The organism is Rhodococcus sp. ARP2, from assembly GCF_001029585.1.
Taxonomy (GTDB): domain Bacteria; phylum Actinomycetota; class Actinomycetes; order Mycobacteriales; family Mycobacteriaceae; genus Rhodococcus_F; species Rhodococcus_F erythropolis.
The window spans coordinates 44,171-64,154 of sequence record NZ_LEKE01000031.1 but is presented as its reverse complement, the minus strand read 5'-3'; the positions used below and the strand labels follow the sequence as shown (position 1 = coordinate 64,154).

Here is a 19,984-nt window from a genome sequence, read left to right as displayed (position 1 = left end):
TCTGTTGGTGGGAAACGAAATTCAGTTGGTCAGTGCGTCGGGATGATTGCGGAGAGCCCGACGGGCGTAGTACGCGAAGTTCGCCTCGCTGCGCCGAGGGGTCAGTGTCCAATCGTGAGCCTCCTTCGCCAGGCGAGGCGGTAGCGGCTTGATGTCGCCGGCAGCCATTGCCAGCAACTGCAGCCGCGCGGCCCGCTCGATCAGATGCCCGAGGGAGCATGCTTCTTCGACCGTGTTGCCGACGACGAGTTGGCCGTGGTGGGCGAGCAGAATTGCCCGCTTGTCGCCGAGCGCAGCCGAAATGATCTCGCCCTCTTCGTTTCCCACGGGAACTCCGGGCCAGTCGGCGAGAAATGCGCAGTCGTCGTAGAGGGGCGCGATGTCCATTTGGGAGACGACGAGGGGAATCTCGAGCATCGACAACGCCGTCGCGTGCAGTGGGTGTGTGTGGACGATGCAGTTGACGTCGGGTCGGGCGCGGTAGATCCAACTGTGGAACCTGTTGGCGGGGTTCGGCATGCCCTCCCCGTCGAGGACTTCGAGGTCCTCGTTGACGAGCAGGAGGTTGTCCTCGGTGATCTCGTCGAACCCGAGGCCGAGTCGCTGGGTGACAAACGTGCCAGGCTGCTCACCGCGGGCGGAGATCTGGCCGGCGAGACCGGAATCGTGGCCGGCGTCCGACAGCGCGCGGCAGGTCAGTGCGATCTTCTGTCGAAGTGTCCAACTGCCTGTGGTTACTTCGGTGAGCATTTTCGTCTCGGCGGTGGCCATGAGTTCTTGCTTGCTCGCATGCATCGTGTCGGTCATGGGGTGTGCCTTTCTCGGGGCCCGGAATCAATGACATTCAGTCACCTATAGGACACAAAGTGTCATATAGGACGGAAATGTGCAACCCTCAGGACGAGCGTCGGTGATCGTCGCAGGTCAATGTGTTGGTAGGGTGATGACACAAAGTCTCGTGAGGGGAATCGAATGGCAGCGTTTTTGCGAACACATCGGCGTCGCGCCGGTCTGACGCTCGAGGGCCTGGCCGAGCAGACCGGTCTGACGAAGAGCTATCTCTCGAAGGTCGAGCGGGGTATCAGCACCCCGTCGATCGCGGTGGCGCTCAAAATTGCACGGGTGCTCGATGCCGATGTGGGACAACTGTTCTCGGACAGTATGGAGGGCAATGCCATGACGATCGTGCGCGCCAAGGACCGCGTGATCGACCCGGCTTCCTCCGTGCAGTCTTCCGTCTACGATCCGATCGCGCCCTCCATGGTCGGAAAGGCCATGCAGCCGTTCGTGGTTCATCCGGCGTCGGTGATGGGTCCCAAGTTCATGGACCACACGGGAGAGGAGTTCGTGTTCGTGCACTCCGGATCCGTAGAATTCGAAATCCCCGGACAGACGATGCACCTCGACGCCGGCGACAGCCTGTATTTCGACGCGAATACGCCACACCGGATGCGATCGGTGTCGGCAGATCGTGCGGTGGTGCTGGTTGTCGTCTACGACAATCCTTCGACTGGATCACCCAGCGGTGACTCACTGGAAGCGCACTGCGGGGTGAGCAGATGACCCTGGGGATCGACACGACACTGACGCTGCTCGCGGCCGGTCTGATCTTCCTTCTCTCCCTGTGCCTGGGAATCTGGAAGTACCGACAGATGGCCACCTCGGATAATCACCTCGCCCATCCGTATGTCGACATCGCCCACCGCGCAGCCCTGATGTACTCGTTTGCGACGCTGCTGATCGCGGTGTTCGTCGAACTCAGTGCGTGGCCGACGTGGATCAACCTGACCAGTGCCGCAGTGGTCGTGTTCTTCTTTCTCGCAGCGATTTTCAGCTACATCGCTCACGGTGCGATGAAGGACACCGACAATCAGTTCGAGTCCGCCGGTCCGCCCCTGCACCTCGGAATGTTCCTGCTGATTCTCGGTGAGGTGGGCGGATTCGCGGTCCTGCTCGCAGGTTTCGTGAAAGGCCAGTTCTTCTGACCGGGCTTCAGCGTCGGTGCTCGTAGCCGATCCAGGCGCGTCGACGCTCACCCATCGGGTCGTTCTCCACTCTGGACGTCTCGTCGAAGATCATCGTTTGCCGCTCCGGGACGGAGTAGGCGGGCCAATCCTGGTCCGGCACTCCGTGTCGGGCGAAATGGATCCAGTGGCGCTGCACGGTGGAGGTCACCGCGGCCAGTCCGCGACGTCCACCGACCGCGGTCAAGGCCGCGGTGAGTGCATCCGAACGGCCGAAGACCGCAAGCAATTCGGTGGCATGGGTAGCGCCCATGCCGATGAGTCTGAGCAGGCGAGGCGCAAAATCGTAGCGGTAACTGTAGGTAGGAGCTACCTGGCAATGGCCCTGTGCGCACAGTATTGCCGGTTCCCAGAAGGTGATGTCGCCGCCGAGATCGGCGGCAGCGAAACGATGCGGATACGTGGGATACGCCGCGAGCGCACGTGCTTTCACTTCAGGGGTGGTGTGGGAGAACATCTTCTCGATCCGAACCGGGTTGGTAGGCAAGATGTCGAGAACGCGCGGAAAGATCCGCCCCTCATGGAGATTCGAACCGACGAGCAGCGGAACGGGGTGGGCCCGTCCGGCGGCGAACACGTCGAGCGGGTGTTCGGGAAGAATGTCGTCACCCACTACAGGGGCGAATGCCCGTGTTCCGGGTTCTTCGTCCGCGCCGCGTCGCGCAAGTTCTTCGCCGGCGTCGACCAGTTCCTTCACCGAAGCGGAGCGCAGCCACGAGGCAGGATCGGTTTCCGGTGCGTCTGCGATCTCGAGGAACTCGCGCGCCCATCGCTGCGCTCGATCCTTTCCGTATGCCGAAGCAGCCGGCGGACTTTGAGCAATGGCCCGAGCGAACAACCCTCGGGCCGCGGGCGTTGCCATCAGAGTGGTGACAGCGTTGGCGCCGGACGATTCACCGAAGACGGTGACGGCGTTCGGGTCGCCACCGAAGGAGGCGATGTTGCGCTGGACCCACGTCAGCGCGGCGATCTGATCGCGCAATCCGAGGTTCGTGTCGAATGATTGTTCAGCAGTGGAATACTCACTGAAATCGAGGTAGCCCAACGCGCCGAGACGATATTGGATCGAGACGTAGACGATGTCGCCACGTTCGACCAGGCTCGTTCCGCGGTACATGGGCGTCGACGGATTCCCGCCGTTGTACGCGCCGCCGTGAATGAAGACCATGACCGGTCGCAACGAATCCGACGGTACCTGCGGGGCCACGACATTGACGAAGAGTGAGTTCTCGTCGAAGTTGCTCTTGCGCTGCGGAGACGGAGAGCCGAATGCTTCCGCCGGGCGGACACCATTCCAAGCCTCGACCGGCTGTGGTGCGCGAAATCTCCAGCGGCCGGTCGGGGCCGCTGCGTAGGGGATTGCTCGCCAGGTGCGCAGTCCTCGATCGAGGCGCCCGCGTACGACCCCGGAATCGAGAGTGATCTCGAGGGGGCTCGTCACGGTAGGGAGATGTCGGTGCCGTGGCTACGGTAACCGCTGTATCCCGACCAGGCCAAGCGTTGTTCACGTCTGGGATCGTTCTCGACGCGGACGATCTCGTCGAAGATCATGGTCCGACGCTCCTGCGCGTCGTAACGCGGCCACGACCCACGCGGCGAGCCGTGCTTGGCGAAGTGAAGCCAGTGTCCCTGAACAGATTCGGTGACTGCGCGCAGTCCGCGCCGACCGCCGGGAAGGGTGAGGCCGCGCCCGACAAGGGTGTCGCCGATACCGAAGACCGCGAACATCTCGAAACCGTGAGTGGCGTCGAGGCCGAGCCAACGCATCATCGTCGGCGCAAAGTCGAATCGGTAGGCGTACGTCGGCGCCGATTGTGCGTGAGCCTGCATCAACTCCACTGAAGGGTGCCAGAACGTGACGTCTCCACCGACATCGATCGCGGACTGCTCGTCGGGATAGCCGGGATAGGTTGCGAGGATGCGCTTTCCGGCCTCGGGATCGGTGAGAGCGAACATGGTGTCGATGCGCGACGGGTTGGTCGGGAGTGCGTCGAGCACCTTCGGGAACAGCGTTCCCTCCCGTCTGTTGGTGCCGATGATCATCGGAACCTGGTGTGCCGATCCTTCATTGAATGCGTCCAAGGGGGAGCGCGGCAGGAAGTCGCCGTCGACGACTGGACCGAAGGGATGTAGTCCAGGCGTGTTCGCCAGTACCTCGGCACCGAGTCTGCTGCCTGCTCGGCCCAATTCGACGGCAGTCGCCGAGGTCAAAGCCTTCGCGGGCGGTAGACCGGAATTGAGGATCTCGACGAAACGCGCACCCCAGGCGTGCGATCGCTGCGTGCTCGAGACCAGATCAGGAGCCGAACTCTCGGCGATCGCACCAGCGAACAGTCCCTTGGCAGCCGGAGTAGCCATCAAGGTGGTGACGGCAGTGGCTCCGGCGGATTCACCGAAGATCGTGACTTTTTCAGGATCCCCACCGAAGGCAGCGATATTGCGCTGCACCCATTGCAGGGCCGCGACCTGATCGCGCAGTCCGAGGTTGGAATCGAATGCCCGCTCGGCCGTGGAGAAGGGTGTGAAATCGAGGTACCCCAGAGCACCGAGGCGGTAGTTGATCGAGACGTAGACGATGTCGCCGCGTTCGACGAGGGACACACCGGAGTACAAGCCGGTAGCCGAGGTCCCGATGGTGTTTGCCCCACCGTGGATGAAGACCATGACCGGAAGCGGGGTGTTACCGGCGTTCGCTGGAGCGAGCACGTTGAGTGTCAGACAGTCCTCGCTGCTCGGCTGGTACTTCCCGGGCGAAAGCAGCAGCCCCTTCTTGTGCTGGACCGAGGCGTCGCCGAACCTGGTCGCGTCTCGTTCTCCGGTCCATGGTGTGACCGGCTGTGGCCGCGTCAGACGCAGTGTTCCGACCGGCGGCCGGGCGTAGGGAATTCCGCGCCAGGCACGAAGTTTTCCCACCCGGCGGCCGCGTAGGGTGCCGTCGGCCGTGGTCACAAGTATGTCGGACGCCATGTCGCGACTATACGTACTTCGGGATCGCGTCAGCGGCGAGCCTCCAGCAATCGAAGCCAGACCTCACTGACCGTCGGATACGAGGGCACCGCATGCCAGAGAGTTTCGAGTGGGACGGCGCCGACGACCGCGATTGTCGCCGCGTGCACCAGATCGGACACTTCGGGCCCGGCAAAAGTAGCGCCGAGGATCACCTCGGTGGCCTTGTCGATGACCAACTTCGCGCGCCCGGAGTAGTCGTCGCGCAACAGTGAGGATCCTGCGACGGCCAGTTCGATCTCCACGACTTCGACGTCGTAGCCGTCGTCGCGAGCTTTCTTCTCGGTGCGTCCCACCCACGCGATTTCGGGTGAGGTGAACACCACCTGGGGGACCTGTCCGTTGTCCGCCGACGCCGTGTACCGAGGTCCCCTGAGTCCGCGGCTCTCGGCCCGCGCGGCGATGACGTCTCCGCAGACTCTCGCCTGATACTTGCCCATGTGGGTGAGGGGAGAGCGACCGTTGATGTCGCCGACGGCGTAGAGCCACTCACCTTGGGCACAGAGGTGATCGTCAGTGGTGACGTACTTGCCGTCCTCGAGGCCGATGACGGACAAGCCGAGATCGGCCGATGTCGGCCCGCGGCCCGCCGCGACGATGACCTCGTCGACCTCGATCACACCGGAAGAGGTCTCGATGCTGACGGGTCCACCGTGGATGTGGCCCTCACCGGTGTCCTTGGCGTCGGGTCGCGACACCGAGTTGACGGCGGTGCTCAGTCGAACGTCGACGCCGCGGGCGCCGAGTGCTTCGGCAACCATCGTTCCGGCAAACGGTTCTGCCGATTTCAACAGAGCATCGCCTCTCACGAGCAGTGTCACGTGAGCGCCGAACGACGACAACCACGTTGCGCACTCCGTTGCGACGACTCCGCCGCCGATGACCGCCACCCGCGACGGAACCTCGTGGAGATTGGTCGCATCGCGCGACGTCCACGGGAGTGCTTCACGCAACCCCGGCGTCTTCGGGACAGTGGCAGTTGTGCCCGTGGCGAGTACGACGGCTTGGCGGGCGCGGAGCTTACGGGTCCCGTCGACGGTCACAGCGCGCTCGCCGTCGATCACCCCGTGGCCTTTGATCACTGTGATTCCCGCGGAGGTGGCCCAGTCGACCTGGGACGAATCGTCGTGGTTGTGGGTGAACGAGTCGCGGCGTTTAAGGACGGCCTCGACGTCCAGCGGTCCGGCCGGGATCCCGGGCAAGGCGTCGGCCGCCTCGAGGACCTGCCCCGGGCGCAGTAGCGCCTTGCTGGGCATACAGGCCCAATACGAGCATTCACCGCCGACCAGTTCGTGTTCCACGATTGCGGCGGTGCGATTACTTCCGGCGATGGCGTACGCGGCGGCGTTCTCGCCGGCGGGCCCACCGCCGATCACGATGACATCGAATTCGTCGGTCATGCTTCCACGGTATGTCGGATCGGTCCGAGTTCGCTCGGTTACCGCCGGGTACGAGAACTCGAAGATGGTTACAGTTGCACCCATGACGCGGCAGAAGATTTTGATCACCGGTGCCAGTTCGGGTCTGGGTGAGGAGATGGCCAGGAGATTCGCCGCGGCCGGTCGCGACCTCGCGTTGTGTGCTCGGCGGACGGATCGTCTCGACACGCTGCGTGGGGAGCTGGTGGCGCAGTACCCGTCGATCAGCGTCGCAGTGCGCGAACTCGATGTGACCGAACACGATTCCGTCGTCCGGGTTTTCGGTGAGCTGCGCGACGAGTTGGGTGGCCTGGACCGGGTGATCGTGAACGCCGGGCTCGGCAAGGGCGCCAAGATCGGAACCGGAAAAGCGCACGCGAATCTTGCAACAGCGCAGACGAATTTTGTCGGCGCGCTGTCGCAGTGTGAAGCCGCGCTCGAGATCTTCCGCGCGCAGGACTCCGGACACCTGGTTCTCGTGTCCTCGATCAGCGCGGATCGGGGGCTACCCGGGCCAAAAGCGGCCTATTCGGCAAGCAAGGCCGGGGTAGCGGCTCTGGGTGAGGCGCTCAGTATCGAGTTGGCGCGCACACCTATTCGCGTCACCACCCTGCTGCCGGGCTTCATCAAGACCGACATGTCCGCCGGCGCCGGCGACGACGCAGCGCTCATGGCCAGTTTGGACGAAGGCGTCAGTGCCATGGTCGACGCCATCGAGAAGGAAACCACCCGAGCGGCGCTACCCGGCCTCAAGTGGCAAGGGATAGATGCGGCCCTACGATTCCTGCCCAACTCCGTGACAGCGAGGTTTGTCTGATGAGCATCCACATCTCGAACGGTAAGCCCCGAGTAGTGATCGTCGGTGGCGGCTTCGGTGGACTGTACGCAGCGAGACGACTCAAGAAGGCCGACGTCGAGGTGGTTCTGATCGACCGAGGGACCAGCCACGTCTTCCAGCCCCTGCTCTACCAGTGCGCCACGGGTCTGCTCTCCGAAGGGCAGATCGCAAGTCCGCTGCGACATCTGCTCGAGGACAACAAGAACACGAACGTCGTTCTGGGCGAGGCCAAGTCGGTGGACGCCGACGCCGGGATACTGACTGCCAGTCGCTTCGACGGGTCGACCTTCGAATTGCCGTACGACTACCTGATCGTGGCGGCTGGAATGCGCCAGTCGTACCACGGTCAGGACGAGTTCATCAAATGGGCGCCCGGCATGAAAACCCTCGACGACGCTTTGGCGATCAGACGCAGTCTCATTGCTGCGTTCGAGATGGCCGAATCGCTCCCGACAGCGGAAGAACGTCGACCGTGGCTGACATTCGCCGTGGCGGGCGGCGGACCCACCGGCGTCGAATTAGCCGGACAGATCCGCGAATTGGCAATGCACGCGCTCACAAACGAGTTCAGGTCCATCGACCCGGACGAGGCAAGGGTACTGCTCTTCCACGGCGACGATCGGGTGCTCCCTTCGTTCAGTCGCAAGCTCTCGGCCGCCGCCAAACGTACTCTCGACGGGATCGGCGTCGAGACTCACCTCGGCGTGCACGTCACCGACGTGTGCGAGACCAGCATCGAGACGACGGACAAGAAGACAAAAGAGAAGCGGCAGTACGAGACTCGCACGATTCTATGGACCGCGGGCGTCGAAGCAGTGCCGTTCGCCGAGGCACTGGCCACGGCGCTGGGTGTGAAGCAGGTCGGCGGTGGCCGCATCGAGGTGGAAGCCGATCTGACCGTTCCCGGCCACCCGAACGTCTACGTGGTGGGCGACCTCATGTCGCGGGACAAACTTGCCGGGGTGGCCGAGGTCGCGATGCAGGGTGGTCGGCACGTCGGTGCCCGGATCGCTGCAACGGTGGAAAACGGCGTGCCCAGCCGAAAACCGTTCAAGTACCGCGATCTTGGAACCGCGGCCTACATTTCGCGACGCCACGCGTTGCTTCAGGCAGGGCCGGTCCAGTTGTCCGGGTTCATCGGATGGGTGTCATGGGGAATCATCCACATCGCGTTCCTCGCGGGGTTCCGCAATCGCGCCAGCACGGTGCTGAACTGGGGCGCAACCCTGGCGTCGAAAACGCGTCGGGAACGGGCAATCACGTACGGCGACCCCGAAACCGCGCGGCAGCCGTACAACTGAGGGTTACTCAGTCTTGAACACGGGGTTTCCGGCGGCGTCGATCATCCACCACAGGCTGCCGACGCTCTGTCCGAGCATGTCTCCGGGAACCTTGTCGTCGAGGTACCGATAGACGGGCTTGCCGTTGACGGTGATCTGGAAAGATCCTTCAGGCCCGTCGACAGTGTCGATGACGGCGTCGATTCCTTCGACGATCGGCGAATCCGTGACCGAGGTGACCGCCGGCCAGTAACGCAGGCACGCTTCGTCGCACGACCCGGCTTGTGAGTTCTCCTCGTCCGGGTTGTAGACGTAGACGGTCATGCCCTCGCCGTCGACGGCGATCGTCCCGAGTGGGGAGTCGGCGGTCTTCAGCAGGGGTGCATCAGCGGCGGCGGGTGGCGACAGCGACGTCGAAATGGCAGTGACGTTGTCTGCGCTGTCCCCGGAATCGAGGGCGTCGGGCGAGCAACCGGTGAGGATCAGGGCGCTACTCGCAACCGTCGCGAACAACCACTGTCTGCGCATGACGTCTCCGTTCTGGGCGGGAGTGCTCGGGACAAGCAATCGGGGATACCCGTTGCGGACGAGCTGAAAACGCCGGGCGTCCGGATTCCTCGACAATAGCTCTGTTACAGAGCTATTGTGAGGTGTGGATGAAATCGGAGCAGATCACAGGCTTTCGGATGATGTCCTGGAGACGCTCGGGCAATTGCGTCGAGGCACGAGGAAGGCATCGGGGCGACCGTTTGCAGAACGACCGCTCGGCGGCGCCCAAATCGAACTCGTCAGGCTGCTACGGCGCAACCCGGGTCTGTCGGTGGCTGAGGCTGCCGGGCGATTGGGTGTCGCGGCAAACACGGTGTCCACCCTGGTTCGGCAGCTCGTCGACGATGGAGTGATCGAACGGGTTGCCGACGAGGCTGATCGACGCGTCGCGCGATTGGTCCTCTCGGACGAGGCGCGCGCCCGCGTCGAAGTGTGGCGTGATCGCCGGAGTGTGATTGTCGGTCAGGCATTGTCGAGTCTGACCGGAGAAGACAGGGCGAGGATCGAGGCTGCGCTACCAGCCCTGTCGCGATTGGCGAGCGCTCTGGCAGCAGCCGGATCAGAAGGTGAGGGGCAGTGAGATGCTGACACAGTGGTGGAAGAGCCGAGCGGCAGGTTCACCCGACCCTGGCGCACACACGGTCGAGATCGACTCGGTTACATACAAGTTCGGCGACCACCGCGCGGTGGACAACCTGAGTCTGGTCATCAATGCGGGGGAGTGTTTCGGCCTGCTCGGTCCCAACGGCGCAGGAAAGACTACGACGATCAGGTTGCTCAACACGTTACTTCCTCTGCAAGACGGTGACATTCGGATTCTCGGTCGCTCAGTTCGTACCGAGGCGATGACCATTCGGCGCTACCTCGGGTACGTGCCACAACAGCTCTCGATCGAAAGCGCATTGACCGCACGCGAGAACGTGACCTGGTTCGCGAGACTGTACGACGTTCCGCGGTCCGAACGACGCGAGCGCGTCGACCAGGCGCTCGAGATGGTGGACCTGCTCGATTCAGGTGATCGTCTGGCGTCGAGTTTCTCCGGCGGTATGGTGCGACGGCTCGAACTTGCACAGGCGCTGGTGAACCGACCGTCGCTGCTGGTACTCGACGAACCGACGGTGGGGCTGGATCCCATTGCCCGCGAATCCGTCTGGCAGCGAGTGGCGGAGATGCAGAAGCAGTACGGCATGACTGTGCTGCTGACGACGCACTACATGGAAGAGGCCGAGGAGCTGTGTGATCGTGTTGCGTTGATGCATCACGGTGAACTTCGGGTGGTGGGCGAGCCGAGCGAGTTGGCCGCCGAACTGGGGCCGGAGGCCACTCTCGAAGACGTGTTCCGTCACTACACCGGCGACGATCTCACCGGCGACAAGTCAGGAGGTCTCCGCGATGTCCGCAGTGCCCGTCGCACAGCGCGCCGCTTGGGCTGATCCCACTACCAACGGTTTCGCTCGATTGCTCTCGAGAATTTACACATTCTGCCTCGTGGAAGTTCAGAAGTTGCGGCACGACCGATCTGAATTGGTCACGCGCGCAATCCAGCCGATCCTCTGGTTGGTGATCTTCGGCCAGACGTTCAGTCATATCCGAGCGATCCCCACTGGCGACGTACCGTATCTCGACTTTCTCGCGCCCGGCATCATCGCGCAGTCCGCTCTTTTTGTTGCGATCTTCTACGGAATCCAGATCATCTGGGAGCGTGACGCGGGAGTCCTCACCAAATTGATGGTCACGCCGACGCCGCGCGCAGCATTGGTGACAGGTAAGGCATTCGCCGCCGGGATCCGCGCAGTCGCCCAGGCAATGGTGGTCGTCATCGTGGCGGCGCTGTTGGGCGTGAGTATGACGTGGAACCCGCTCAAACTGCTCGGGGTCGTATTGGTCGTTGTCCTGGGTTCCGCGTTCTTTGCCTGCTTGTCGGTTGCGATCGCGGGAATCGTGCTCAAACGAGATCGATTGATGGGCATCGGGCAGGCAATCACCATGCCATTGTTCTTTGCGTCCAACGCGCTGTACCCGGTCGAACTCATGCCGACGTGGGTTCAGTGGCTCAGCCGCATCAACCCGCTGAGCTACGAGGTGTCAGCACTGCGCGGTCTACTCATCGGAATGCCGACCAACTATGTCGTCGACTTCGGCGTGCTGATCGGGGCAGCGCTGCTCGGAATCGTCACCGCCTCGGCACTATTGGGCCGCTTGACTCGCTGATCTTCGCGCTGGATCAGTCACGAGTGAACGGTGGGGCGTACGTGCTGCAATCCGGAGGTACGGCCGGGAGTCCTTCGGACGAGCGAAGTTTCTCCGCAATCGACGAGAGTAGGTCCTGCGATTCAGGGGAGAGATCGACCGCTTTCATAGCCAGAGAACGCAATTCGCTGTCGTGGAACTCTTCGACAACCGAACGGTCTTCTTCCGGAATCAGTTCGGGATCTTGGCGAGGCGTCGGGCCGAAGAAGTACTCTGCTGCTACGCCGAAGTAATCGGCCAATGCCAAAACGACTTGCTCTGACGGATTTGTGCGCACACCGCTCCGGAGCTGAGAGAGGTACGGTGTCGAAATCTTGCATCCGCGTTGTGAAAGGGCTTCCACAACTTGTGCGTTGGTGAGTCTCGGTGCTGTGGCCGGGTACAAGGCGTTCAAGCGGTCCTTGAATGAATCGGTCACAATTCCTCCCTCGAGCGTGACCCAGCGTCACAGCTACTTCGCAGTTTTCACATAGTAGACGACACGGTTATTCTGGACTCCGGTCGAAAGTCCTTTCACCTGCGGATATTTGGCGCGGAGAGATTCCAAAGACTTTGTAAAGTATGTGATTTACGCCGCGTACTGACCGTTCGTTTTGCCAACGGGCGTGCGGGTGGCGTATAAGCAAAATGTCGGTGGTTACGCCGTTGCGCTGCAGGTTCTTTCGGCCGGTCCTATGTAGCTGCGTCGATGCATTGTGGCCCTGTCTGTAACGTGCGAGCACTGCCGCCGGGCGCCGGGCGTCACTCTCTCCGGCGGTTGGCGCGCCGCGTGTTCGGAACTCTTTCTCGGTGCTCTGCTCGACGCTCGCGCGTAGTGATGGGCGAGTATTTTTCTAGGCAGTCGAGAGTGAGCGGGCAGGTGTGTCGACCTGTCGAAAGTGGCGCGCGTCGAAAGCGGCCGATTGGTATGTCATCGACGTTGGAACACAGTGCTTCTCGTCAGTCGCCGCTATCTCCTGCGGTGATATCAGCGTCGCCCGGACGCGTTTTGCGGCAGACCGAGCTCGAGGCGCAGCGTCCCGGCACGACATGTCGAGCATCGCCTCTGCGTCTTTCGGATCGGAATAGCCCGCTGCGCCGGTAGTAGTCGACGTCCGTCGACATCGGGTGCGTGTCAGGACCCTTCGAAGGACTACGCGGCTTGCACACGGAGGGCGACAGTCCGGGCGGCAATTCTGTCGCACAGATCTACCATCAGCCCCTGCCGTGCGCTGCTCCTCCTGCAGGATGCGTGCCTCGGCCTCGGAAGCGGCTTATGGCACGGGGCTTGCTGACCGGCGCATACTGGTTACAACGCGGTGTGTTCGAAGGGCAGGACTGACATGGTCAGTGTCGAGAAGTGGGCGATGTGGGATTCCGCCGTGGAGGTGGACGTCACCGAAGGCGCTGCGCTGCCCACTGCGCACGCGTTGATCGCAGCTGTCATCGACGAGACCGAGGCGGTGTGCGACCTTCGCCGCGGCGACGCCGAGATTCACGCCGTCAACCTCGCTCAGGGAACTCCGGTCAAAGTGACTCGGCGTATGTCTGCTCTCTTGCGGTCGGCGCTGTGGGCGGCTCGTATGACCGGCGGCGCAGTCAATCCGCTTGCCGACAACTACTCCGAGGACGAGTCCATCCCTCCGGTCCACCCGACCCCGACGTTCGAGGACGTACAGCTCGACGGCGACGTGGTGTACGCGCCCTGGGGTGCGTCGTTCGACATCACCGGAGTTGCCAAGGCAGACACCGTCGATCGCGCCGCGCAGATCGTGGCTGCCGAACTGCAATGTGGTGTTGCCGTACGGATCGGCGACGTGATCGCCACGGCCGGCCATGCACCGGCCGGTGGCTGGCAGATTCCGGTACCGGGCAGCGAGGAAGTCGAACTGATCAACGGAACCGCGATGGCGACGGCGCGGGCGGTAGAGCTGCCCTCCTGGGAGCCGAACCAGGAGCGTCCCTCCACGGAGTGGGCGCAAGTCTCGGTGATCGCGGACGACGCGGTGTGGGCGTACGCCGCGAGCGAAGCAGCGTTGATCCGGGGTATCAGCGCCATCAAATGGGTTGAACAGCAAGAGCTTCGCGCTCGGCTCGTCGACCGATCCGGACGTGTGTACGCGACGGAGAGTTGGTTCGGCCCTGCTGCCGCGTGAATCAGGCCCGTCCGCGCTCCTTGCGGTACCAGTGCACGAGTGCGTCGGTGGACGTGTCGCCGAGGTCGCCTGGTGCCTCTTCGGATGAGAGTGCAGGTCCCAGTTCCAGTGCCTGCGTCTTGCCGAGTTCGACGCCCCACTGATCGAACGGATTGACACCCCACACAGCACCTTCGACAAATACCTGGTGCTCGTAGAGTGCGATCAACTGACCGACGACCGAGGGCGTCAATTCCTTGGCCAGGATGGTGCTCGAAGGCCGGTTGCCTGGCATCACCTTGTGCGGCACCAACTCCGGGGCCGTGCCCTCTGAAGCGATTTCTTCGGCGGTCTTGCCGAAGGCGAGAACCTTTGTCTGAGCGAAGAAGTTACTCATGAGCAGATCGTGCATGGATCCGGTGCCGTCCGCCGTCGGCAGATCGTCGGTGGATTCCGCGAAGCCGATGAAATCGGCGGGCACGAGCCACGTGCCTTGATGCAGGAGCTGATAGAACGCGTGTTGGCCGTTGGTTCCCGGCTCGCCCCAGAAGATCTCACCGGTGGACGTGGTCACCGGTGAGCCGTCGGCGCGCACCGACTTGCCATTGGACTCCATGGTCAGCTGCTGCAGGTACGCGGGAAAGCGCAACAGGTCGTTGGAGTAGGGCAGCACTGCGCGGGACTGAGCGCCGAAGAAGTTGGAGTACCAGAGCCCGATGAGCCCGAGGAGAACCGGCGCGTTCTGCTCGAGCGGTTGGTTTCGGAAGTGCGTGTCGATCTGGTGGAAACCGTCGAGGAATTCGGCAAAACGAACGGGTCCGACGGCGCACATGACCGACAGTCCGATCGCCGAGTCGACGGAGTAGCGCCCGCCGACCCAATCCCAGAATCCGAACATGTTCGCGGTGTCGATGCCGAACTCCGCCACGCGATCACCATGGGTGGAGACTGCGACGAAATGCTTGGCTACGGCCGAGACGTCTTCGCTGCCCAGACCGGCGAACAGCCAACGCTTTGCCGCCGTCGCATTGGTGAGCGTCTCGAGGGTGGAAAACGTCTTGGACGCGACGATGAAGAGGGTCGTCTCCGGATCGAGGTCGTCGAGCTGCCCGACCAGGTCGACCGGGTCGATGTTGGAGACGAACCGAACGCTGATTCCGGCGTCGGCGTAGTGCCGTAGCGCGCGATAGACCATCACGGGCCCGAGGTCGGAACCGCCGATGCCGATGTTGACGATGGTGCGGATGCGCTTGCCGGTGGCGCCCGTCCACTCGCCACTGCGCACCCGATCCGCGAAAGCGCCCATCGCGTCCAGAACTTCGTGAACGTCCGCGACGACGTCCTGACCGTCGACGGTCAGAGCAGAATCCTTCGGCAGACGCAGTGCTGTGTGCAGCACGGCTCGGTCTTCCGAGCTGTTGATGTGATCGCCCGCGAACATCGCGTCGCGTCGTGCCTCGACGCCGGCCTCGCGGGCCAGCTCGACGAGTAGCGCGAGAGTCTCGCGGCTGACGCGATGCTTGCTGTAGTCGATGTGAAGATCACCGGCGTCGATCGTCAGCTCTCGCCCGCGGGCTGGATCGTCCTGGAAGAGTTCTCGCAGGTGAACGCCTTCGATGTCGGCGTAATGAGCGCGCAGTTTCTGCCAGGCTGAGGTTCCGGTGATGTCAGTGCTCACGATCATCGACTTTAGTGGCACAAGCTGGAAACTTCCGCGTGAGTCTCGCTGGCGGGCAGACGGACGCGGCTCCGACGAGCATCATGGAACCCATGGACACATTCGAATTCATTCGATCAGTTCCCACCCAGTTGTTCGTCGGCGGCCGGTTCGTGCCCGCGGAGAACAACGCGACCTTCCCGGTGGCGGATCCGGCGACCGGAAAATCGTTGACCGATGTCGCCGATGCGAGCCCCGCGGATGCGATGCGCGCTCTCGACGAAGCCGTGGCCGTCTCGTCGAAGTGGGCGAGCACACCTGCGCGCGAGCGTGGTGAAATTCTGCGAGCCGTCTTCGAGAAGATCACCGAGCGCGCCGAGGACGTGGCGCTGCTGATGACCCTCGAAATGGGCAAGGCACTCGCCGAGAGCCGTGCCGAGGTCAAATACGGCGCCGAGTTCTTCCGGTGGTTCAGCGAGGAGGCCGTTCGCATCGGCGGGCGCTACACGCCGGCGCCGGCGGGCAACGGCCGGATCCTTGTCACCAAGGCGCCGGTCGGACCGTGTCTGGCCATCACTCCCTGGAATTTTCCGTTGGCGATGGGCACCCGCAAGATCGGACCGGCGTTGGCCGCCGGCTGCACGATCATCGTCAAGCCCGCCTCGGAGACCCCGTTGACGATGCTGCTGCTCGCTCAGCTCATGGCCGAAGCAGGGCTGCCCGACGGAGTCCTCTCGGTGTTGCCGACATCGAAATCCGGTGAAGTGACCGGCCCTCTCATCGACGACCCCCGACTGCGCAAGCTCACCTTCACCGGGTCCACCGGCGTCGGCAAGATGCTGGTGGAGAAGTCCGCGAAGCGATTGCTCCGCACGTCGATGGAATTGGGTGGCAACGCGCCCTTCGTCGTGTTCGACGACGCGGACGTCGACAAGGCAGTCGAGGGTGCGGTACTGGCCAAGCTTCGCAACGGAGGCGAAGCCTGCACCGCCGCCAACCGGTTCCATGTCGCCAACGCCGTGCGTGAGGAGTTCACGACCAAGCTGACCGAGAAGATGGCGGCGTTCACGATGGGACCGGGTACCGACCCGGAGACGAAGCTCGGCCCGCTGATCAACCAGAACCAGCTCGACACGGTCGCAGAGTTGGTTGCAGATGCGGTGGATGCCGGGGCGAAGGTTCGACTGGGCGGTAAAGCGCCAGGTGGTGAGGGTTACTTCTATCCGGCTACGGTGTTGGCCGACGTTCCGGCGAGCGCGCGGATACTGAAGGAAGAGGTGTTCGGACCCGTTGCCGCGATCACCGGCTTCGACACCGAAGCCGAAGGCATCGCGGCCGCCAACGACACCGAGTTCGGATTGGCTGCGTACATCTTCACGAGGGATCTCGACCGTGCGCTTCGGGTCTCCGACGCACTGGAATCAGGAATGATCGGCGTCAACCGAGGAGTGATCTCGGACGCGGCAGCGCCGTTCGGCGGTGTGAAGGAATCCGGATTCGGCCGCGAGGGCGGGACCGAGGGGATCGAGGAATACCTGAACACGAAGTACATCGCGCTCGAGAACTGATACACACACGAACGGCTACATCGGGACTGCCAGAGGCATCCGATGTAGCCGTTCGCAAGTGATCTGGGTGTGCGCTAGTGGCCCAGGCGTCCGCGGCCCAGGCGCAGGAGCAGCATCGCGAGGGTGTGGCCTTCCTGGCCCAGCTCGTTGAACCGTTCGAGGACCTTCATCTCTCGGCTGTGCACCAGACGCGGACCACCCGATGCCATCCGGGTACGGCCGATGATCTGGGAGACCTCGGAGCGGCGTTTGATGGCCGCGAGGATCTCGGCGTCGAGACGGTCGATTTCTTTCCGTAGTTCGTCGATCTCCGCCTCACTCTGGGGGATCTCGACGTCTGTCGGAGCAGTGTTTACAGTATTTACAGTATTTCCATTGGGGGCTGCAGCCTGGGTGCTCATTGCTATTCGTCTCCTCTTCCTACTGCGTGGATCGTGGTCTCGGCTCGGGTCGTTACCGATCCAGGCACACTGACGAAAATGCCCCGGATCCGATTCGGACCAGGGGCGGGTGAGCTGTTCAGATCACGTGCACCGAGGTCCGGGGCACGTAAAGTAACGCCACAGCGGGCCGACGGGGTCGGCCGTGTTGTCGCGAACGGAAATGCTGAACATAGCGTCCAGTTTGCCATGCTCGACACAGGTAATCCAAGTGCCTCTACCAGCAGGTGGACGCACTGACGACCGTGTCGGTGGACGCCGGTAGCGTGGACAGGCGATGAACACGTACCCAGCACTCGGTGAGCACGACGGACATTCCCAGCACGACGGGGGCGGCGCGCGGGGACATGGCGCGGGTTCGGACGCCCTCCTCGAGGGTCTCAACCCGCAACAGCGCGAGGCCGTGGTCCATGCCGGTTCGCCGTTGCTGATCGTCGCGGGCGCCGGCTCGGGCAAGACGGCAGTACTGACGCGTCGCATCGCCTATCTGCTGGCCGAACGGGGTGTCACCCCCGGTCAGATCCTGGCCATCACGTTCACCAACAAGGCTGCGGCCGAGATGCGCGAGCGTGTGGCAGCCCTTGTCGGACCGCGTGCCAACGCCATGTGGGTATCGACGTTCCACTCCAGTTGCGTGCGCATCCTGCGAGCACAGGCGGCGCTCCTGCCCGGTTTGAACTCGAATTTCTCGATCTACGATTCCGACGATTCGCGTCGACTGCTGACGATGATCTCGAAGGACCTCGAGCTCGACACCAAACGATTCTCCGCGCGGCTTCTCGCCACTCACATCTCCAACCTGAAGAACGAACTCGTCGGACCGGAAGAGGCGGTTGTCGCAGCCGATCAGGATCCGGCCGAGCTGCCGCGACTGATCGCCAAGGTCTACGGCCACTATCAACAGCGGTTGCGTGCGGCGAACGCACTCGACTTCGACGATCTCATCGGTGAGACCGTTGCGCTTCTCCAGGCGTTTCCCCAGATTGCCGAGTACTACCGCCGCCGCTTCCGTCACGTGCTCGTCGACGAGTACCAGGACACCAACCACGCGCAGTACATGCTGGTGCGTGAACTGGTCGGCGGTGCCGGAGAGTCCGACCATGCCGTTGCCCCGGCCGAACTGTGCGTCGTCGGTGACGCCGATCAGTCGATCTACGCATTTCGCGGAGCCACTATCCGCAACATCGAAGAGTTCGAACGCGACTACCCGGACGCTCGGACCATCCTTCTCGAACAGAACTACCGTTCGACGCAGAACATTCTGTCTGCGGCCAACTCCGTGATTTCCAAGAACACCGGCCGACGTGAAAAGCGTCTGTGGACCGATTCGGGTGAAGGTGAACTGATCGTCGGCTACGTTGCAGACAACGAGCACGACGAAGCATCTTTTGTCGCCTCGGAGATCGATCGGCTGGTGGACCAGGGCGAGACCAAGTTCGCCGACATCGCGGTGTTCTACCGGACCAACAACTCCTCACGCGCGCTCGAGGAGATCTTCATTCGACTCGGTGTGCCGTACAAGGTGGTCGGCGGCGTTCGCTTCTACGAGCGCAAGGAAGTTCGGGACATCGTCGCGTATCTGCGCGTCCTCGCCAACGAAGACGACACCGTGAGCCTGCGACGCATTCTCAACACGCCACGACGCGGTATCGGTGATCGAGCCGAAGCCTGCGTCGCCGTGCACTCCGAGCATCGCAACATCAGCTTCGCCGCCGCTCTCCGCGACGGCGCGGAAGGCAAAGTGGCGCTGCTCAATACGCGGTCACAGAAGGCCATCGCGTCGTTCCTCGAGATGATGGACGGGCTGCGGGCCCTGCTGCCGACAGCAGCCGCCGACGAGGACGAACCCTTCGAACTCGGTGACATCGGTGAGGTCGCCGAGGCAGTGCTCGAGCGAACCGGCTATCGCGCCGAGCTTGCGGCCAGCAGCGATCCACAGGACGGCGCGCGACTCGACAACTTGAACGAACTCGTCAGCGTGGCAAGAGAATTCAGCTCCGACGCACGAAACGCGGCCGGACTGATCGATCCGGACGACGAGGAAACCGCAGCAATGCGTGAAGGCGAACCCGATCCGGGTTCGCTTGCCGCCTTCCTCGAACGGGTATCACTTGTCGCCGACGCCGATCAACTGCCGGACTCCGACGACGGCGTCGTGACGATGATGACGCTTCACACCGCCAAGGGCCTCGAGTTCCCGGTCGTCTTCGTCACCGGTTGGGAGGACGGGCAGTTCCCGCACATGCGCGCCCTCGGTGATCCGGCAGAGCTGTCCGAAGAGCGTCGACTCGCTTACGTCGGCATCACCCGTGCCAGGCAGCGCCTGTACCTGACGCGCGCGATCATGCGTTCGGCTTGGGGACAACCGATCCAGAACCCGGCGTCGCGGTTCATCCAGGAGATCCCGGAGGACCTGATCAATTGGCGCCGTGAGGATCCGGGCACCGGTGGTGGATTCGGAAGCGGCAGGCCGGGTTACGGCAGCGGAAGCCGATACGGCAGCCAGGGCGGCCAGGGATACGGTGGCGGGCAGAACTACGGGGGAGGGTCCGGCAAGGCTGCGTCGACTCCCAGTTTCGGTGCCGCGCGTGGCCGCAACAACGTTCTGGTCCTTGCCACGGGTGACCGCGTCAGTCACGACAAGTACGGTCTGGGCACCGTGTTGGAAACCAAGGGCACCGGACCCACCGCGACGGTCACCATCGACTTCGGTAGCGCGGGCAAGGTGCGGTTGATGCTCATCGGCGGTGTGCCGATGGTCAAGCTGTAGAAGACAGACAAAAAACTTCCGGCCCGTACCTGGAAAGGTGCGGGCCGGAAGTTTTTGTCAGAAGCGTTGG

General features: G+C 63.1%; 18 protein-coding genes. 10 read left to right on the top strand and 8 right to left on the bottom strand.

Going from position 1 to position 19,984, the window contains the following annotated elements:
* Positions 1–21: 21 nt before the first annotated feature.
* Positions 22–807: an aldolase gene (locus tag ABX74_RS07160; RefSeq protein WP_019744772.1), complete on the bottom strand. Its 786-nt coding sequence runs from the start codon at positions 805–807 to the stop codon at positions 22–24.
* Positions 808–972: 165 nt separating this feature from the next.
* Here ABX74_RS07160 and ABX74_RS07155 point away from each other — a divergent pair, with 165 nt between their 5' ends.
* Together ABX74_RS07155 and ABX74_RS07150 are read left to right on the top strand one after the other, a co-directional pair.
* Positions 973–1,563 carry a helix-turn-helix domain-containing protein gene (locus tag ABX74_RS07155; protein WP_020908662.1) on the top strand — a complete coding sequence of 197 codons (591 nt, stop codon included), beginning with the start codon at positions 973–975 and terminating at the stop codon, positions 1,561–1,563.
* Positions 1,560–1,985: a hypothetical protein gene (locus ABX74_RS07150; protein WP_003946354.1), complete on the top strand. Its 426-nt coding sequence runs from the start codon at positions 1,560–1,562 to the stop codon at positions 1,983–1,985. Before ABX74_RS07155 ends, ABX74_RS07150 begins: the two co-directional genes overlap by 4 nt.
* 7 nt (positions 1,986–1,992) lie before the next feature.
* Here the strand turns inward: ABX74_RS07150 and ABX74_RS07145 are convergent, their stop codons facing one another.
* From ABX74_RS07145 to ABX74_RS07135, 3 genes are read right to left on the bottom strand one after another with little or no spacing between them, the layout of a single operon-like run.
* Positions 1,993–3,465 (bottom strand): carboxylesterase/lipase family protein, encoded by a 1,473-nt coding sequence (locus ABX74_RS07145; protein ID WP_020908661.1) that lies wholly within the window; start codon positions 3,463–3,465, stop codon positions 1,993–1,995.
* Positions 3,462–4,991, bottom strand: a complete 1,530-nt coding sequence (locus ABX74_RS07140; protein WP_021332290.1) for a carboxylesterase/lipase family protein — start codon at positions 4,989–4,991, stop codon at positions 3,462–3,464. The genes ABX74_RS07145 and ABX74_RS07140 overlap by 4 nt, the downstream gene beginning before the upstream one ends.
* A 29-nt stretch (positions 4,992–5,020) precedes the next feature.
* Entirely contained in the window at positions 5,021–6,430 is a 1,410-nt protein-coding gene (locus tag ABX74_RS07135; RefSeq protein WP_047888516.1) for a dihydrolipoyl dehydrogenase family protein, read from the bottom strand.
* A gap of 82 nt (positions 6,431–6,512) precedes the next feature.
* Between ABX74_RS07135 and ABX74_RS07130 the strand changes: the two genes are divergently transcribed.
* Both ABX74_RS07130 and ABX74_RS07125 read left to right on the top strand, forming a co-directional pair.
* A complete protein-coding gene (locus tag ABX74_RS07130) occupies positions 6,513–7,265 on the top strand; it encodes an SDR family oxidoreductase (protein ID WP_007727631.1) in 753 nt (250 codons plus the stop codon).
* Positions 7,265–8,587 carry an NAD(P)/FAD-dependent oxidoreductase gene (locus ABX74_RS07125; RefSeq protein ID WP_047888491.1) on the top strand — a complete coding sequence of 441 codons (1,323 nt, stop codon included), beginning with the start codon at positions 7,265–7,267 and terminating at the stop codon, positions 8,585–8,587. Before ABX74_RS07130 ends, ABX74_RS07125 begins: the two co-directional genes overlap by 1 nt.
* 3 nt (positions 8,588–8,590) lie before the next feature.
* On the opposite strand, the gene ABX74_RS07120 is transcribed toward ABX74_RS07125, so the two are convergent.
* Positions 8,591–9,094 carry a lipoprotein gene (locus ABX74_RS07120; protein ID WP_047888490.1) on the bottom strand — a complete coding sequence of 168 codons (504 nt, stop codon included), beginning with the start codon at positions 9,092–9,094 and terminating at the stop codon, positions 8,591–8,593.
* A gap of 124 nt (positions 9,095–9,218) precedes the next feature.
* On the opposite strand from ABX74_RS07120, the gene ABX74_RS07115 reads away from it, so the two are divergent.
* The 3 genes from ABX74_RS07115 to ABX74_RS07105 are packed head-to-tail and all read left to right on the top strand — an operon-like array spanning position 9,219 to position 11,326.
* The gene (locus ABX74_RS07115) at positions 9,219–9,695 is read left to right on the top strand and encodes a MarR family winged helix-turn-helix transcriptional regulator (RefSeq protein WP_020908655.1); all 477 of its coding nucleotides are present in this window, start codon (positions 9,219–9,221) and stop codon (positions 9,693–9,695) included.
* A 1-nt stretch (position 9,696) separates the two neighbouring features.
* Positions 9,697–10,548, top strand: coding sequence for an ABC transporter ATP-binding protein (locus ABX74_RS07110; RefSeq protein ID WP_047888489.1), 852 nt, complete (start codon positions 9,697–9,699; stop codon positions 10,546–10,548).
* Entirely contained in the window at positions 10,508–11,326 is an 819-nt protein-coding gene (locus ABX74_RS07105; protein ID WP_019744762.1) for an ABC transporter permease, read from the top strand. The genes ABX74_RS07110 and ABX74_RS07105 overlap by 41 nt, the downstream gene beginning before the upstream one ends.
* A 13-nt stretch (positions 11,327–11,339) precedes the next feature.
* Here ABX74_RS07105 and ABX74_RS07100 read toward each other — a convergent pair whose 3' ends face one another.
* Positions 11,340–11,783: a helix-turn-helix domain-containing protein gene (locus ABX74_RS07100; protein WP_019744761.1), complete on the bottom strand. Its 444-nt coding sequence runs from the start codon at positions 11,781–11,783 to the stop codon at positions 11,340–11,342.
* 904 nt (positions 11,784–12,687) lie between these two features.
* Between ABX74_RS07100 and ABX74_RS07095 the strand changes: the two genes are divergently transcribed.
* A complete protein-coding gene (locus ABX74_RS07095; RefSeq protein ID WP_047888488.1) occupies positions 12,688–13,500 on the top strand; it encodes an FAD:protein FMN transferase in 813 nt (270 codons plus the stop codon).
* A gap of 1 nt (position 13,501) precedes the next feature.
* Here the strand turns inward: ABX74_RS07095 and pgi are convergent, their stop codons facing one another.
* Positions 13,502–15,157, bottom strand: a complete 1,656-nt coding sequence (pgi, locus tag ABX74_RS07090; protein ID WP_021345178.1) for a glucose-6-phosphate isomerase — start codon at positions 15,155–15,157, stop codon at positions 13,502–13,504.
* 92 nt (positions 15,158–15,249) lie between these two features.
* Here pgi and ABX74_RS07085 point away from each other — a divergent pair, with 92 nt between their 5' ends.
* Positions 15,250–16,704 (top strand): NAD-dependent succinate-semialdehyde dehydrogenase, encoded by a 1,455-nt coding sequence (locus tag ABX74_RS07085; protein ID WP_182260973.1) that lies wholly within the window; start codon positions 15,250–15,252, stop codon positions 16,702–16,704.
* 74 nt (positions 16,705–16,778) lie between these two features.
* Here the strand turns inward: ABX74_RS07085 and ABX74_RS07080 are convergent, their stop codons facing one another.
* The gene (locus ABX74_RS07080; protein WP_019744757.1) at positions 16,779–17,105 is read right to left on the bottom strand and encodes a chorismate mutase; all 327 of its coding nucleotides are present in this window, start codon (positions 17,103–17,105) and stop codon (positions 16,779–16,781) included.
* A 316-nt stretch (positions 17,106–17,421) separates the two neighbouring features.
* Here ABX74_RS07080 and pcrA point away from each other — a divergent pair, with 316 nt between their 5' ends.
* On the top strand, positions 17,422–19,914 hold the full coding sequence (gene pcrA / locus ABX74_RS07075) for a DNA helicase PcrA (RefSeq protein WP_020970358.1): 2,493 nt from the start codon (positions 17,422–17,424) through the stop codon (positions 19,912–19,914).
* Positions 19,915–19,984 lie beyond the last annotated feature (70 nt).

What these genes read in the sequence shown, in the direction of transcription:
- ABX74_RS07160 (WP_019744772.1), bottom strand. Translation starts at nt 807, where the DNA reads ATGACCGACACGATGCATGCGAGCAAGCAAGAACTCATGGCCACCGCC.
- ABX74_RS07155 (WP_020908662.1), top strand. Translation starts at nt 973, where the DNA reads ATGGCAGCGTTTTTGCGAACACATCGGCGTCGCGCCGGTCTGACGCTC.
- ABX74_RS07150 (WP_003946354.1), top strand. Translation starts at nt 1,560, where the DNA reads ATGACCCTGGGGATCGACACGACACTGACGCTGCTCGCGGCCGGTCTG.
- ABX74_RS07140 (WP_021332290.1), bottom strand. Translation starts at nt 4,991, where the DNA reads ATGGCGTCCGACATACTTGTGACCACGGCCGACGGCACCCTACGCGGC.
- ABX74_RS07135 (WP_047888516.1), bottom strand. Translation starts at nt 6,430, where the DNA reads ATGACCGACGAATTCGATGTCATCGTGATCGGCGGTGGGCCCGCCGGC.
- ABX74_RS07130 (WP_007727631.1), top strand. Translation starts at nt 6,513, where the DNA reads ATGACGCGGCAGAAGATTTTGATCACCGGTGCCAGTTCGGGTCTGGGT.
- ABX74_RS07125 (WP_047888491.1), top strand. Translation starts at nt 7,265, where the DNA reads ATGAGCATCCACATCTCGAACGGTAAGCCCCGAGTAGTGATCGTCGGT.
- ABX74_RS07120 (WP_047888490.1), bottom strand. Translation starts at nt 9,094, where the DNA reads ATGCGCAGACAGTGGTTGTTCGCGACGGTTGCGAGTAGCGCCCTGATC.
- ABX74_RS07110 (WP_047888489.1), top strand. Translation starts at nt 9,697, where the DNA reads ATGCTGACACAGTGGTGGAAGAGCCGAGCGGCAGGTTCACCCGACCCT.
- ABX74_RS07105 (WP_019744762.1), top strand. Translation starts at nt 10,508, where the DNA reads ATGTCCGCAGTGCCCGTCGCACAGCGCGCCGCTTGGGCTGATCCCACT.
- ABX74_RS07095 (WP_047888488.1), top strand. Translation starts at nt 12,688, where the DNA reads ATGGTCAGTGTCGAGAAGTGGGCGATGTGGGATTCCGCCGTGGAGGTG.
- ABX74_RS07085 (WP_182260973.1), top strand. Translation starts at nt 15,250, where the DNA reads ATGGACACATTCGAATTCATTCGATCAGTTCCCACCCAGTTGTTCGTC.
- ABX74_RS07080 (WP_019744757.1), bottom strand. Translation starts at nt 17,105, where the DNA reads ATGAGCACCCAGGCTGCAGCCCCCAATGGAAATACTGTAAATACTGTA.
- pcrA (WP_020970358.1), top strand. Translation starts at nt 17,422, where the DNA reads ATGAACACGTACCCAGCACTCGGTGAGCACGACGGACATTCCCAGCAC.